This window comes from Marnyiella aurantia (assembly GCF_014041915.1).
Classification (GTDB): Bacteria; Bacteroidota; Bacteroidia; order Flavobacteriales; family Weeksellaceae; genus Marnyiella; species Marnyiella aurantia.
Map to the genome: position 1 here is coordinate 1,945,793 of NZ_CP059472.1, position 13,568 is coordinate 1,959,360.

Consider the following 13,568-nt stretch of genomic DNA (forward strand, 5'->3'; position numbering starts at 1 on the left):
TGGATCCGCATATTACCTAATTAACTGCTTAATATGATTAAAGCCGTATTTCTAAAATTTTCCCTTTCCCTTTTCCTGACGGTGTTTGGGAACCTGTTTCGGGCGCAGGAAATGTTTTCGCCATCTGTACTGGTCACCTATGAGATGAGTTCGGTAGAAAGTTTGAAGGAAAATGCGGCGCCTGAAGTCACCCATTATGTATTATTGGCCAACGAAACGACCGCTGTTTTCAAAGCGCAAAGTGCCTTCAGGTATGATTCCATAAAACAGATTAACGGTGATCAGAGAACGCTTATGGCCAATTTTGATCTTGAGGAACAGGCAAATATTGTCATTAATCCTAAGGAAATTTTCTATTCGGATCTAGTCATGAATACAGAAGTAGGCTATCGGGAAGGCAATGATTTCAAGTGGCAAATTATCCAGAAGTTTGGTGAAGTTGCGGGTCTAAAATGCCAAAAAGCGGTTACGGAGAAATTTGGCCGCAAATGGACAGCATGCTTTTCAGCCGTTTCACCCTTTATGTTCGGTCCTTATAAATTCAATGGTCTTCCGGGACTGATTTTGGAGGTGGAAGATGATGAAAACCACTACCTATTTAGGATGACAGATATTAAAAAAATTGAAGGAACCTTTCCGCTAAGCCGTTTGAATCAGGTGAAGATGTTCAGTAAAAATGATTACTTACTCGTGAAGGACAATTTGGAATCAGATTTCAGCCTGGGAGGTAAGATAAAATTTAAACCGGAACATACCAGGAAATTTCAGGCAGCACGTGAACTGAAGCTGAAATCAGCTAATCCGCTGGAGCGCGAACCCTGATCAATCACTCATAAGGGGGAGTAAGAAATAGGTTGAAGGCTTCGCAGTTTATCATTGAGGCAAATTTGATACACCTGTAAAAGACATCGAAAGGAATACGCGTCTGCATCGAGTAGCAATAACTTCATTTATTGACGGTTTTTCATAACAGTCTTTCATAAAATAGTAATCTTTAACAAAAACTTCGGCTCAGGACCGAAGTTTTTGCATTTACTTTTAAATATTTTTAAATCACTGTTTGTCAGTTCAAATAATAATCATAAATTTGCACTCTCATTTTGGGGGAGAAGTATGCCTAATTGAAACATAGAAATCACTTCGAAACCAGATGAAAAAGAGTTTTATAATAGATATATATTAAATAAATGTCAGGTATTATTGGAAAAAAAGTCGGGATGACATCCCTGTTTAACGAGGAAGGGAAGAATATCCCCTGCACCGTTATCCAGGCAGGTCCATGCTCGGTTTTACAGGTCAGAACCGAAGAAACTGATGGCTATGTAGGCATACAGTTGGGTTTCGATGACAAGAGTGAGAAGAACGTTGGTAAAGCGTTAGCCGGCCACTTTAAAAAGGCTGGTTCTGCTCCTAAAGCTAAATTGGTTGAATTCCACCACGGATTCGACGAGTTAAAAGTAGGAGATGAAGTAAATGTAAACATATTCGCAGAAGGTGAGTATGTGGACGTAACAGGAACTTCGAAAGGTAAAGGATTCCAGGGTGTTGTGAAAAGACACAACTTTGGAGGGGTAATGCAGGCTACACACGGTCAGCACAACAGACTTAGAGCGCCGGGTTCAATTGGTGCAGGTTCTGACCCATCCAGAGTATTCAAAGGAATGAGAATGGCCGGAAGAATGGGAGGTAAGCAGGTAACTGTTCAGAATCTTCAGGTACTTAAGGTAGATGAAGAGCAAAACCTTTTAGTTGTAAAAGGCGCTATTCCGGGAGCTATAAATTCATATGTAATTGTAAGAAGATGGAACTAGTAGTATTAAACAACACCGGTAAGGAAACCGGAAGAAAGATAACCCTGGACGAAACTGTATTTGGTATTGAGCCTAATAAGCACGCGGTTTACCTGGAAGTGAAGCAATATCTTGCTGCGCAGAGACAGGGAACTCATAAGTCCAAGGAAAGAAGCGAGATTACAGCTTCTACAAGAAAACTTAAAAAGCAAAAAGGTTCCGGTTCTGCAAGATATGGTGATATTAAATCCCCAACTTTCAGAGGTGGAGGTAGAGTTTTTGGTCCAAAACCAAGAGACTACAGATTCAAACTGAACAAAGCACTTAAGAGACTTGCCAAGAAATCTGTTCTTTCCCAGAAAATGAAAGATAACAGCATCAAAGTAATGGAAGATCTTAGCCTTAATGCGCCTAGAACTAAAGACTTTGTAACACTGCTTAACGCTTTTGAACTGAACGGTAAGAAATCTCTGTTCATCCTTCCTGAAGCAAATGACAATGTGTATTTATCTTCAAGAAACCTACCTAAAACAAAGGTACTGAGCTACAACGAAATCAGCTCTTACGACCTTATGAACGCAGGTGAGATCATTTTCTTTGAAGGGGCAGTAGAAAAATTTCAGGAAAACCTAAAGAAATAAATCATGTCTATTATAATTAAACCAGTAATTTCAGAAAAAGCCAATTACCTTACTGAACTCAGAGGTGATTATTCCTTCCTGGTAAACCCGAAAGCGAATAAGATCCAGATCAGAAATGCGGTAGAAGCTGCTTATAATGTGAAGGTGGCCGACGTTAGGACCATGATTTATGCGCCTAAGGTTTCCAGTAAGAATACAAAGAAAGGACTTCAGATTGGTAAGACCAACAAACTGAAAAAAGCAGTAATTACCCTTGCAGAAGGCGAAGTACTGGATGTCTTTGCAGTATAGTAATCAGTATATAATAATATAAATAATAGTAATGTCTGTTAGAAAATTAAAACCTATCACCCCGGGACAGAGATTCAGAGTTGTAAATAACTTTGAGGAAATTACTACCAACAAACCAGAGAAGTCTCTAACCGTTGGTATTAGTAAGTCAGGTGGACGTAACCAAACTGGTAAAATGACCATGCGTTACACCGGAGGTGGACACAAAAAGAAATACAGAATCATTGACTTCAAAAGAAACAAGTTTGATGTTGAAGCAACGGTTAAGACTGTAGAGTACGATCCAAACAGAACTGCTTTCATCGCTCTATTGGAGTACGCAGACGGAGAGAAGAGATATATCATCGCTCCTAACGGTATTAAAGTAGACCAGAAAGTAATTTCTTCTGAAACTGCAGAGCCTAATGTAGGTAACGCAATGAAACTGAAGAATATTCCTTTGGGTACTGTAATTTCCTGTATTGAGCTTAGGCCGGGACAGGGTGCTGTAATGGCAAGAAGTGCAGGTTCTTCTGCACAGTTAACATCCAGAGATGGTAAATATGCGATTGTAAAGCTTCCTTCCGGTGAATCCAGAATGATCCTTACTGAATGTTTCGCAATGATCGGATCTGTTTCCAACTCTGACCACCAACTTACCGTTTCCGGTAAGGCAGGTAGAAGCAGATGGTTAGGCAGAAGACCAAGAACAAGACCAGTGGTTATGAACCCTGTGGATCACCCAATGGGTGGTGGTGAAGGACGTTCTTCCGGAGGTCACCCAAGATCAAGAAACGGTATGCCTGCTAAAGGTTACAAAACCAGAAAGAAAAACAAAGCGTCTAACCGATTCATCGTCTCTAAAAGAAAATAATTATGTCAAGATCACTTAAGAAAGGACCTTTTATTCATTATACTTTAGATAAGAAGGTTCAGGCAAACGTAGAGTCTGGTAAAAAGACAGTAATCAAAACGTGGTCGAGAGCATCAATGATCTCTCCAGACTTCGTAGGACAAACCATCGCGGTACACAACGGGAAATCTTTTATCCCGGTATATGTTACAGAAAACATGGTAGGTCATAAGTTAGGCGAATTTTCTCCGACTAGATCTTTCAGAGGTCACGGTGGTAACAAAAATAAAGGAAGCAGATAATCATGGGATCAAGAAAGCAAAATAGCGCAATCGCCAGAAAAGAGGCCAGCAAAGATGTCATAAGCGCACGTCTTAATGACTGCCCGTCTTCTCCTAGAAAAATGAGATTAGTTGCTGATATCATTAGAGGAGAAAATGTAGATAAAGCCCTGTATATTCTAAAATATTCAAAAAAAGAGGCCTCAAATAAATTGGAGAAACTTCTTCTTTCTGCTATGGCAAACTGGCAGACTAAAAACGAAGGAGCTGATATTGAAGAAGCCAACCTTGTTGTAAAAGAAATATTTGTTGACAGTGCAAGACAATTGAAGAGACTGAGACCAGCCCCACAGGGAAGAGGTCACAGAATCAGAAAGAGATCAAACCACGTGACAATAATTTTAGATTCAAAAGACATTAAATAATTCAAGGTATGGGACAGAAGACAAATCCAATTGGTAACAGACTAGGTATCATCAGAGGATGGGATTCTAACTGGTATGGTGGTAAAGATTATGGAGACAGAATCGCTGAAGACTACAAGATCAGAAGATACCTTGAAGCTAGATTATCTAAAGGTGGGGTTTCAAGAATTTACATTGAAAGAACACTGAAATTAGTAACCGTAACCATCACTACTGCCAGACCGGGTTTAATCATCGGCAAAGGCGGTCAGGAAGTTGATAAACTGAAGGAAGAACTGAAAAAACTTACAGGTAAGGACGTTCAGATCAATATCTTCGAAATCAAAAGACCTGAGCTTGATGCCGTTTTGGTTGCAGACAGTATTGCAAAACAGATCGAGAACCGTATCTCCTACAGAAGAGCTGTGAAAATGGCTATCGCTTCTACAATGAGAATGGGTGCCGAAGGTATAAAAGTAATGATCTCCGGACGTTTGAACGGAGCTGAGATGGCAAGAAGCGAATCTTTCAAAGACGGAAGAATCCCATTGTCTACCTTCAGAGCAGATATCGATTATCACATAGGCGAAGCCCTTACACAATATGGTAAACTTGGTGTGAAAGTCTGGATTATGAAAGGTGAAGTTTATGGTAAAAGAGACCTTACTCCACTTGTAGGACAGCAGCAGAAGAAATCAGCCGGCGGCAGGGAAAGAAATGACAGAAATGACAGGAATGACCGTGGCGGCGACAGAAGACCAAGAAGAAACAATAACAATAATTAATCAGAAGTTAGAAACGAGAAATTAGAAATTAGAACTTCCGTTACAAGAACTGATTTAAAATTTATCTAACATCTAACATCTAACATCTAACATCTAAAAGATTATGTTACAACCAAGAAGAACCAAGTTCCGTCGTGTTCATAAAATGAAGATGAAAGGAAATGCGCAGAGAGGAGCTCAGCTTGCGTATGGAACTTTCGGCATCAAAGCAACAGACGGCGCGTGGATCACTGCCAGACAGATCGAGGCTGCACGTATTGCCGCTACGAGATATATGAAAAGAGAAGGACAGCTATGGATCAAAATTTTCCCGGATAAGCCTATCACCAAGAAACCTGCCGAAGTACGTATGGGTAAAGGTAAGGGTGCTGTGGAATATTGGGTAGCCGTAGTGAAGCCTGGTAAAGTAATGTTTGAAGTAGGTGGTGTACCTTACGAGGTTGCCAAGGAAGCTCTCAGACTTGCTGCACAGAAGTTACCAGTAGTAACCAAATTTATCGTTGCTAACGATTTTGTAAAACCTGAATAAATCTTTGAATTATGAAAAATGCTGACATCAGAAATTTAAGCGCAGGTGATCTACAGAACAAACTTGCTGAACTGAAAGCTGAATACCAAAAAACAAAATTAGCTCACAGAATCAGCCCTGTAGAAAACCCAATTCAAATCAGAGATTTGAGAAGGACAATCGCAAGATTGGAAACAGAAGTAACCGCTAAACAACAATAATTCATTTTACAATGGACAGAAATTTAAGAAAAGAAAGAATTGGGGTGGTTTCCAGCAACAAAATGGAAAAAACTATTGTTGTAAGCGAGACGATGAGGATGAAGCACCCAATGTACGGTAAGTTCGTTTTGAAAACGAAAAAATATACCGCACATGACGAAAATAACGAATGCAGCGAGGGCGATACTGTACTTATACAGGAAACAAGACCTTTAAGCAAGAGTAAAAGATGGAGACTAGTAAGAATCATTGAAAAAGCTAAGTAATGTTACAAACAGAATCAAGATTAAAAGTAGCTGATAATACCGGAGCAAAAGAAGTTTTGGTAATCAGAGTTCTGGGAGGTACCAGAAGAAGATATGCTTCAGTTGGTGATAAAATCGTAGTGACGATCAAGGATTCTACACCATCCGGAAACGCAAAGAAAGGTCAGGTATCCAAAGCTGTTGTGGTAAGAACCAAAAAAGCAGTAAGGAGAAAAGACGGATCATATATCAAGTTCGACGATAATGCCTGTGTACTGCTTAATGCAACAGGTGAGATGAGAGGAACACGTGTTTTCGGACCCGTAGCCCGCGAACTTAGAGACAAAGAATACATGAAGGTAATTTCCCTGGCTCCCGAAGTACTTTAATTTTTAAAAATTTACAGAAATGACAAAAGTTAAAATTAAAAGAGGAGATAACGTAATCGTAACTACCGGAAAGAATAAAGGTGGTAAAGGTGAAGTTCTGGAAGTTATCAGAAAAGAAGGAAAAGACCCAAGAGTTGTTGTTGCCGGTATCAACATCGTGAAAAAACACGTTAAGCCGTCTGCATCTAACCCACAGGGAAACATTGTAGAGAAAGAAGCTTCAATCCATATCTCAAATGTTGCTTTAATGGATAAGGACGGAAAAGCAACCAAACTGGGATCCAAAATGGAAGGAGATAAGAAAGTAAGAGTTGCGAAATCAACCGGTGAAACTTTATAACAGCACAGACAATGGAATTTATAGCAAGACCAAAAAAAATATATAAGGAGCAAATTATTCCTGCGATGATGGAAGAATTTGGGTACAAATCTGTTATGCAGGTACCTAAATTGCAGAAAATCGTAATTTCCCAGGGTCTGGGGGCTGCTACAGCCGACAAGAAAATTGTTGATTACGCCATCGAGGAATTAACTGCAATTACCGGACAGAAAGCTGTAGGTACAATCTCCAAAAAGGATGAGGCTGCCTTCAAACTTAGAAAAGGAATGCCGGTGGGTGCAAGAGTTACTCTTAGAGCAAACAAGATGTACGAATTCCTGGACAGGCTTACGGCATCTGCACTTCCAAGGATCAGAGATTTCAACGGTATCAAAGCTGACGGTTTCGACGGTAGAGGAAATTACAACCTTGGTATTACCGAGCAGATCATTTTCCCGGAAATCGTAATTGACAAAGTGAAGAAGATACAGGGTATGGACATCACTTTCGTTACAACTGCGAAAACTGACAAGGAAGCAAAAGCATTATTAACGCATTTCGGTATGCCTTTTAAAAAGAACTAAAAATGGCTAAAGAATCAATGAAAGCGCGTGAGCGCAAAAGAGAGGCTACAGTAGCAAAATATGCTGAGAAAAGAAAAGCTTTGAAAGAAGCCGGAGATTACGACGCATTACAGAAGTTGCCTAAAAACGCTTCTCCGGTTAGACTTCACAACAGATGCAAGCTTACCGGCAGACCAAGAGGTTACATGAGAACTTTCGGACTTTCGAGAGTAATGTTCCGCGAGATGGCTAACAAAGGCCTGATCCCAGGAGTTAAAAAAGCTAGTTGGTAATACATTTAGAACAATCGAGGCAGTAAAGTTGAGCTTTAGGCTCGAGACCAGAAGACAAGAGATCGGAGACTTTTCATAAGTCTCTTATCTCAAATCTAAAAGTCCCTGGTCCCGCTCAAAACTAACTGTCATAAACCAATAACAACAAACAAGAAAAATGGTAACAGATCCAATTTCAGATTTCCTGACCAGAGTAAGGAACGCACAAAGCGCAGGCCACAAAGTGGTGGACATTCCTGCATCGAAAATCAAGAAGGAGATTACAAAAATTCTTTTCGACCAGGGTTATATTACAAACTACAAGTTTGAAGATAACGCTGTACAGGGGAACATCAAAATCGCTTTAAAGTATGACAAGCAAACCAACAAACCGGCAATTAAATCTATCCAGAGAGCATCAAGACCTGGTTTGAGATATTATGCAGGTTCTACAGAACTTCCAAGAGTTCTGAACGGGTTGGGTGTAGCCATCATTTCTACCTCTAAAGGGGTAATGACAGGTAAGCAGGCCAGACAGGAAAAAGTAGGTGGAGAGGTAATCTGCTATGTTTATTAATTTTTTAAAAGAAGGAAAATGTCAAGAATTGGTAAATCAATTATAACCATTCCTGCCGGCGTTACTGTAACCGAATCTAACGGTGTGGTAACTGTAAAAGGCCCTAAAGGTGAGCTTACGCAAACCCTTACAGAAGGAATTACTTTAGAGCAGAAGGACGGAGAACTTACAGTAAACCGCCCGTCTGAATCTAAGCAGCACAGAGCGCTTCACGGTTTGTACCGTGCGCTTATCAATAACATGGTTCAGGGAACTGCCGAAGGGTGGACTAAGAAACTGGAACTTGTAGGAGTTGGATACAGAGCAACACATTCCGGTCAGAAACTGGACCTTGCCCTTGGATTCTCTCACAGTATCGTAATGGAACTTCCAAACGAAGTGAAAGTAGATACATTAACTGAGAAAGGTAAAAACCCTATTATTACTTTAACATCTCATGACAAGCAACTTATCGGGATGATCGCTGCAAAGATCAGATCATTCAGAAAGCCTGAGCCTTACAAAGGAAAAGGGGTAAGATTTGTTGGAGAAATTGTGAGACGTAAAGCTGGTAAATCTGCTTAATAAATTTTAAGAAAATGGCACTAAATAAAGTACAAAAAAGAAACAGGATTAAAAGTAGAGTAAGAGGCAAGATCTCCGGCTCTGCTGAACTGCCAAGATTATCTGTATACAAAAGTAATAAGGAAATTTACGCTCAGTTAATCGACGATAAAGCAGGTGTAACCCTTGCTTCGGCCTCTTCCAGAGCGCTTAACGCAACAGGTAATAAAGTAGAAATATCCTCAGAAGTTGGTAAGGCGATCGCTGAGAAAGCCAAAGCTGCAGGAATTGAAAGTATAGTGTTCGACAGAAACGGTTTCGTATACCACGGTAGAGTGAAAGCTCTGGCTGACGGTGCGAGAGAAGGCGGACTAAAATTCTAATCACAAATTTCGGAAATAATGTTAGGACTAGATAATATTGAAAAAGTAAAACCGGGAGGATTAGAATTAAAAGATCGTCTCGTATCTGTAAACAGGGTAACTAAAGTAACCAAAGGTGGACGTGCGTTCGGTTTTTCTGCAATCGTGGTTGTAGGAGACGAGGCTGGCGTTATCGGTTACGGTTTGGGTAAGTCCAAAGAAGTTGCAACAGCAATCTCCAAAGCAGTTGAAGATGCTAAGAAAAATTTAGTTAAAGTTCCTGTTACTAAGGAAGGTACAATTTATCACGAGTCTACAGCCAGATTTGGTGGTGGTCACGTATTTATGAAGCCAGCTTCACACGGTACGGGAGTTATTGCAGGTAACACGGTACGTATCGTACTGGAGTCTGCAGGTATCAAGGATATCCTTACAAAATCAAAAGGATCTTCCAACCCACATAACGTGGTGAAGGCAACCTTCAAAGCATTGTTGGACATCAGAACTCCTGAAGAAATCGCAAGAATGAGAGGGGTATCACTAGACAAGGTATTTAAACACTAAAAGTTTTAAGACAGATGGCAACAATTAAAGTAAAACAAGTAAGGAGTGCTATTAACAGAACCAAAACCCAAAAGAGAACTCTTGAGGCTTTAGGTTTGAAAAGACTGCACCAGGTGGTAACTCACGAAGCTTCGCCTGCTGTTCTTGGAATGGTGGCTGCAGTTAGACACTTAGTAGAAGTTCAGGAAGAAAACTAATTAAATTTTAAAACAATGAATTTAAATAACTTAAAACCAGCTTCTGGTTCCACTTTCAATTCCAAGAGAATTGGTAGAGGTCAGGGAACAGGAAAAGGCGGTACTTCAACAAAAGGACATAAAGGTCAGAAAGCCAGAGCCGGATACTCTCAGAAGATCGGTTTCGAAGGTGGACAAATGCCTATCCAGAGAAGATTGCCTAAGTTCGGTTTCAACAACGTAAACAGAAAAGAATTTAGAGGAATCAATTTAGATACTATCCAGAACCTGATCGATACAAAAGACATCAAAGGTGACATCACCAGAGAAGTTATGATCGAAAACGGTCTGGCATCTAAAAACGACCTTGTGAAAATTATGGGTAGAGGCGAATTGAAATCAGGTGTTTCAATCTCTGCAGATAAATTCACAAAATCTGCTGAAGACCTTATTGCTAAAGCAGGCGGTAAAGCAATTACTCTATAAATATTATAATGAAAGGATTTATACAAACACTTAAAAACATTTGGAGTCTAAAGGAACTTAGGGATAAAATCTTATTTACTTTAGGAATGGTCCTAGTGTATAGATTCGCAACCTTTATTTCCCTGCCGGCCATTAACCTGTCCGAAGTCGGGAACTTATTGGATCATTACAAAAGTCAGGGCGGAAACAACCAGGGAGCAGGTCTTCTTGGTTTGCTTTCGTCATTTACAGGAGGTGCATTTGCCAATGCCTCTGTTATGGCCCTTGGAATAATGCCTTATATCTCTGCCTCCATTATTGTGCAGCTGATGGGTATGGCCATTCCTTACCTTCAGAAACTTCAGAAGGACGGGGAATCGGGACGTAATACGCTAAATCAGATTACGAGATGGTTAACCATCGCTGTCTGTCTGGTTCAGGCACCATCTTACCTTACCTCGATTACTACCATGTTTTTACCGTATTCGCAGTTCTCACAGGCTTATTACATAGACCCTAACTCGGTGATGTTCTGGCTTCCTAGTATTGTGATACTTGTAGCAGGTTCTGTATTTGCGATGTGGTTAGGTGAGAAGATTACGGACAAAGGTATCGGAAACGGTATCTCCATACTGATTATGGTAGGTATACTTGCAGGTTTGCCTCAGGCATTCGTACAGGAATATGTAACCCAAACAGGTAAAGGCGGATCAGGAACCATCCTTATTCTGGTGGAAGTACTGTTCTGGATGTTAGTTGTATTACTTGCAATTATTCTTTCTGTTGCGGTACGTAAGATACCCATTCAGTATGTTAGCCGTGCCCAGGCGCGTGGCGGTGTAAACAAGAACCTGATGCAGGGTGCCAGACAGTGGATCCCGCTTAAGGTGAACGCTGCCGGTGTAATGCCAATCATCTTTGCTCAGGCACTGATGTTTGTACCTGGACTTTTGGTGAAGCTGGATGACAGTAATACCTTTTTCGCAGGTTTTCAAAACGTATTCAGCTGGCAGTATAATGTCCTCTTTGCATTGCTTATCATCATTTTCACCTTCTTCTATACCGCGATCACAATTCCGGTAAACCAGATGGCAGACGATCTTAAGCGTAACGGAGGTCTTATTCCAAAGGTGAGACCCGGTAAGGAAACCTCTGATTATCTGGATGATATTTTATCAAAATTAACATTGCCAGGTTCAATATTTTTAGCTATTTTTGCAATCCTTCCGGCACTAGTGTTTGGATGGTTGGTTGAGACACAGAATTTTGCCCTTTTCTTCGGGGGTACCTCGCTTTTAATTATGGTGGGTGTTATCCTGGATACGGTACAGCAAATTAATACGTATCTGTTGAATCACCATTATGACGGTTTGATGCAATCTAAATTATCAAGATCATCAAATATCCAGTAGAATAAATGGCTAAGCAAAAACATATTGAACAGGACGGCGTAATTACGGAAGCACTTTCGAATGCGCAGTTTCGTGTAGAATTGGAAAATGGGCATATATTGATTGCCCATATTTCCGGTAAAATGAGAATGCATTATATCAAGCTCCTGCCTGGTGATAAGGTAAAGCTTGAAATGTCTCCCTATGATTTATCAAAGGGAAGAATCACGTTCAGATACTAATTGTGTCTGGCGTTTGTAACTTTTTATAACAATTGCAATTAGCCTAAAGCCAATTGCCATAAGCATAAAGCAAAATCAAATGAAAGTTAGAGCATCTATTAAAAAAAGAAGTGCTGATTGCAAGATTGTTCGTCGTAAGGGCGTTCTGTTTGTAATCAACAAGAAAAACCCAAAATTTAAACAAAGACAAGGCTAAAATTAAATTATGGCGAGAATTTCCGGTATTGATTTACCAAAAAACAAAAGAGGAGTTATCGGTTTAACTTACATCTATGGGATCGGAAGAAGTACTTCTTCAGAAATCCTTAAGAATGCCGGTATCAGCGAAGACAAAAAAGTCAACGAATGGAATGACGATGAATTGGCCGCAATCAGAAACTATATTACCGAAAACATCAAGGTTGAAGGTGAACTGCGTTCTGAAGTGCAACTGAACATCAAGCGATTGATGGACATTGGGTGCCAACGAGGAATACGTCACAGACTCGGATTACCTTTAAGAGGCCAAAGAACGAAAAACAATTCTAGAACCCGTAAAGGAAGAAGAAAAACTGTTGCTAACAAGAAAAAAGCAACTAAATAATCGTTAGAATTATGGCAAAACAAAATAAAGTAGTTAAGAAAAGAAAAGTAAAGGTAGAAGCCATTGGTGAAGCACACATCCAGGCCTCTTTCAATAATATTATTATTTCTTTAACAAATAAAGGCGGAGAGGTTATCTCCTGGGCTTCTGCAGGTAAAATGGGTTTCAGAGGTTCTAAGAAAAATACTCCGTTCGCAGCTCAGATGGCTGCCGAAAACTGCGCTGCTGTGGCCCACGAAGCGGGTCTCAGAAGAGTAAAGGTGTTTGTAAAAGGTCCTGGTCAGGGTAGAGAATCTGCTATCAGAACTATTCACAATTCCGGAATTGAAGTTAGTGAGATTGTAGATGTTACTCCAATGCCACATAACGGGTGTAGACCTCCTAAAAGAAGAAGAGTATAATCTATTATTTTAAGTTTTAGTTTTTAATCTCAATGGTAAGCCATTTTAATCTAAAATCTAAAATCTAGAATCTAAAATCTAAAAAAAATATGGCAAGATATATTGGACCAAAAACCAAGATTGCAAGAAAGTTCGGAGCCGCTATCTATGGTGACGACAAAAGCTTCGAAAGAAGAAAAAACCAACCACCGGGACAGCACGGACCTAACAGAAGGAGAAATGCTAAGAAATCCGAGTATGCAGTACAGCTTATGGAAAAGCAGAAGGCTAAGTATACTTACGGTATCCTGGAAAGACAGTTTGCAAATCTTTTTGAAAGAGCAACAAGAGCTAAAGGTGTAACCGGTGAGATCCTTTTACAGCTTTGCGAATCAAGATTGGACAACGTAGTTTACAGAATTGGATTCGCTAAAACCAGAGCCGGCGCAAGACAGCTGGTATCGCACAGACACGTAACCGTGAACGGCGAACTGGTAAACATTCCTTCTTATATCCTTAAGGCAGGTGATGTTATTGCAATCAGAGAAAAATCCAAATCTCTGGAAATTATTGCAGATGCTTTGGCATCTAAAGCAAACTACGAATGGTTGCAGTTTAACGATGAGAAGAAGGAAAGTACTTTCCTTTCAGCTCCGGAGAGAATTCAGATTCCTGAAGACATCAAAGAGCAGCTTATCGTCGAGCTATACAACAAATAATAATTATAATCCAATCTTTGCTCAA

Annotated in this window: 27 protein-coding genes; all 27 read left to right on the forward strand. The window is 40.1% G+C overall.

Annotation, left to right across the window (positions count from 1 at the left end):
• Positions 1-33: 33 nt before the first annotated feature.
• Positions 34-822 (forward strand): GLPGLI family protein, encoded by a 789-nt coding sequence (locus H1R16_RS08980; protein ID WP_181886919.1) that lies wholly within the window; start codon positions 34-36, stop codon positions 820-822.
• A gap of 365 nt (positions 823-1,187) precedes the next feature.
• Positions 1,188-1,811: a 50S ribosomal protein L3 gene (gene rplC, locus H1R16_RS08985; RefSeq protein WP_181886918.1), complete on the forward strand. Its 624-nt coding sequence runs from the start codon at positions 1,188-1,190 to the stop codon at positions 1,809-1,811.
• A complete protein-coding gene (gene rplD, locus H1R16_RS08990; protein ID WP_181886917.1) occupies positions 1,802-2,431 on the forward strand; it encodes a 50S ribosomal protein L4 in 630 nt (209 codons plus the stop codon). The genes rplC and rplD overlap by 10 nt, the downstream gene beginning before the upstream one ends.
• Before the next feature lie 3 nt (positions 2,432-2,434).
• Positions 2,435-2,722: a 50S ribosomal protein L23 gene (gene rplW, locus H1R16_RS08995; RefSeq protein ID WP_181886916.1), complete on the forward strand. Its 288-nt coding sequence runs from the start codon at positions 2,435-2,437 to the stop codon at positions 2,720-2,722.
• A gap of 31 nt (positions 2,723-2,753) precedes the next feature.
• The gene (gene rplB / locus H1R16_RS09000) at positions 2,754-3,575 is read left to right on the forward strand and encodes a 50S ribosomal protein L2 (protein WP_181886915.1); all 822 of its coding nucleotides are present in this window, start codon (positions 2,754-2,756) and stop codon (positions 3,573-3,575) included.
• Between the two features lie 2 nt (positions 3,576-3,577).
• Positions 3,578-3,856 carry a 30S ribosomal protein S19 gene (gene rpsS / locus H1R16_RS09005; protein ID WP_181886914.1) on the forward strand — a complete coding sequence of 93 codons (279 nt, stop codon included), beginning with the start codon at positions 3,578-3,580 and terminating at the stop codon, positions 3,854-3,856.
• A gap of 2 nt (positions 3,857-3,858) precedes the next feature.
• Entirely contained in the window at positions 3,859-4,260 is a 402-nt protein-coding gene (rplV, locus tag H1R16_RS09010; RefSeq protein WP_181886913.1) for a 50S ribosomal protein L22, read from the forward strand.
• A gap of 8 nt (positions 4,261-4,268) precedes the next feature.
• Positions 4,269-5,024, forward strand: a complete 756-nt coding sequence (gene rpsC / locus H1R16_RS09015; protein ID WP_181886912.1) for a 30S ribosomal protein S3 — start codon at positions 4,269-4,271, stop codon at positions 5,022-5,024.
• Positions 5,025-5,127: 103 nt separating this feature from the next.
• Positions 5,128-5,553: a 50S ribosomal protein L16 gene (gene rplP / locus H1R16_RS09020; protein ID WP_158063228.1), complete on the forward strand. Its 426-nt coding sequence runs from the start codon at positions 5,128-5,130 to the stop codon at positions 5,551-5,553.
• Between the two features lie 11 nt (positions 5,554-5,564).
• A complete protein-coding gene (rpmC, locus tag H1R16_RS09025) occupies positions 5,565-5,753 on the forward strand; it encodes a 50S ribosomal protein L29 (RefSeq protein ID WP_158063229.1) in 189 nt (62 codons plus the stop codon).
• Between the two features lie 11 nt (positions 5,754-5,764).
• Positions 5,765-6,019 (forward strand): 30S ribosomal protein S17, encoded by a 255-nt coding sequence (rpsQ, locus tag H1R16_RS09030; RefSeq protein ID WP_158063230.1) that lies wholly within the window; start codon positions 5,765-5,767, stop codon positions 6,017-6,019.
• Positions 6,019-6,387 carry a 50S ribosomal protein L14 gene (rplN, locus tag H1R16_RS09035; protein ID WP_181886911.1) on the forward strand — a complete coding sequence of 123 codons (369 nt, stop codon included), beginning with the start codon at positions 6,019-6,021 and terminating at the stop codon, positions 6,385-6,387. Before rpsQ ends, rplN begins: the two co-directional genes overlap by 1 nt.
• 19 nt (positions 6,388-6,406) lie before the next feature.
• Positions 6,407-6,727: a 50S ribosomal protein L24 gene (rplX, locus tag H1R16_RS09040; RefSeq protein ID WP_181886910.1), complete on the forward strand. Its 321-nt coding sequence runs from the start codon at positions 6,407-6,409 to the stop codon at positions 6,725-6,727.
• Positions 6,728-6,738: 11 nt separating this feature from the next.
• Positions 6,739-7,290 (forward strand): 50S ribosomal protein L5, encoded by a 552-nt coding sequence (rplE, locus tag H1R16_RS09045; protein WP_181886909.1) that lies wholly within the window; start codon positions 6,739-6,741, stop codon positions 7,288-7,290.
• 2 nt (positions 7,291-7,292) lie between these two features.
• The gene (gene rpsN, locus H1R16_RS09050; protein ID WP_181886908.1) at positions 7,293-7,562 is read left to right on the forward strand and encodes a 30S ribosomal protein S14; all 270 of its coding nucleotides are present in this window, start codon (positions 7,293-7,295) and stop codon (positions 7,560-7,562) included.
• Between the two features lie 157 nt (positions 7,563-7,719).
• Positions 7,720-8,118, forward strand: coding sequence for a 30S ribosomal protein S8 (gene rpsH / locus H1R16_RS09055; protein ID WP_181886907.1), 399 nt, complete (start codon positions 7,720-7,722; stop codon positions 8,116-8,118).
• Positions 8,119-8,136: 18 nt separating this feature from the next.
• The gene (gene rplF / locus H1R16_RS09060; RefSeq protein WP_181886906.1) at positions 8,137-8,682 is read left to right on the forward strand and encodes a 50S ribosomal protein L6; all 546 of its coding nucleotides are present in this window, start codon (positions 8,137-8,139) and stop codon (positions 8,680-8,682) included.
• A gap of 14 nt (positions 8,683-8,696) precedes the next feature.
• Positions 8,697-9,044: a 50S ribosomal protein L18 gene (gene rplR / locus H1R16_RS09065; protein WP_181886905.1), complete on the forward strand. Its 348-nt coding sequence runs from the start codon at positions 8,697-8,699 to the stop codon at positions 9,042-9,044.
• Positions 9,045-9,062: 18 nt separating this feature from the next.
• Complete coding sequence (rpsE, locus tag H1R16_RS09070; RefSeq protein ID WP_158063238.1) at positions 9,063-9,587, forward strand: 30S ribosomal protein S5; 525 nt, start codon at positions 9,063-9,065, stop codon at positions 9,585-9,587.
• 14 nt (positions 9,588-9,601) lie between these two features.
• Positions 9,602-9,784 carry a 50S ribosomal protein L30 gene (rpmD, locus tag H1R16_RS09075; RefSeq protein ID WP_158063239.1) on the forward strand — a complete coding sequence of 61 codons (183 nt, stop codon included), beginning with the start codon at positions 9,602-9,604 and terminating at the stop codon, positions 9,782-9,784.
• Between the two features lie 15 nt (positions 9,785-9,799).
• Positions 9,800-10,249: a 50S ribosomal protein L15 gene (gene rplO / locus H1R16_RS09080; protein ID WP_181886904.1), complete on the forward strand. Its 450-nt coding sequence runs from the start codon at positions 9,800-9,802 to the stop codon at positions 10,247-10,249.
• Between the two features lie 8 nt (positions 10,250-10,257).
• Positions 10,258-11,640 (forward strand): preprotein translocase subunit SecY, encoded by a 1,383-nt coding sequence (secY, locus tag H1R16_RS09085; protein WP_181886903.1) that lies wholly within the window; start codon positions 10,258-10,260, stop codon positions 11,638-11,640.
• A 5-nt stretch (positions 11,641-11,645) separates the two neighbouring features.
• On the forward strand, positions 11,646-11,861 hold the full coding sequence (gene infA, locus H1R16_RS09090; protein ID WP_027381317.1) for a translation initiation factor IF-1: 216 nt from the start codon (positions 11,646-11,648) through the stop codon (positions 11,859-11,861).
• Positions 11,862-11,940: 79 nt separating this feature from the next.
• Positions 11,941-12,057, forward strand: a complete 117-nt coding sequence (rpmJ, locus tag H1R16_RS09095) for a 50S ribosomal protein L36 (protein WP_007839480.1) — start codon at positions 11,941-11,943, stop codon at positions 12,055-12,057.
• Positions 12,058-12,066: 9 nt separating this feature from the next.
• Positions 12,067-12,444 carry a 30S ribosomal protein S13 gene (gene rpsM, locus H1R16_RS09100; protein WP_181886902.1) on the forward strand — a complete coding sequence of 126 codons (378 nt, stop codon included), beginning with the start codon at positions 12,067-12,069 and terminating at the stop codon, positions 12,442-12,444.
• An 11-nt stretch (positions 12,445-12,455) separates the two neighbouring features.
• Complete coding sequence (rpsK, locus tag H1R16_RS09105) at positions 12,456-12,845, forward strand: 30S ribosomal protein S11 (protein WP_181886901.1); 390 nt, start codon at positions 12,456-12,458, stop codon at positions 12,843-12,845.
• A gap of 89 nt (positions 12,846-12,934) precedes the next feature.
• Positions 12,935-13,543: a 30S ribosomal protein S4 gene (rpsD, locus tag H1R16_RS09110; RefSeq protein ID WP_181886900.1), complete on the forward strand. Its 609-nt coding sequence runs from the start codon at positions 12,935-12,937 to the stop codon at positions 13,541-13,543.
• The last annotated feature ends 25 nt before the right edge of the window (positions 13,544-13,568 follow it).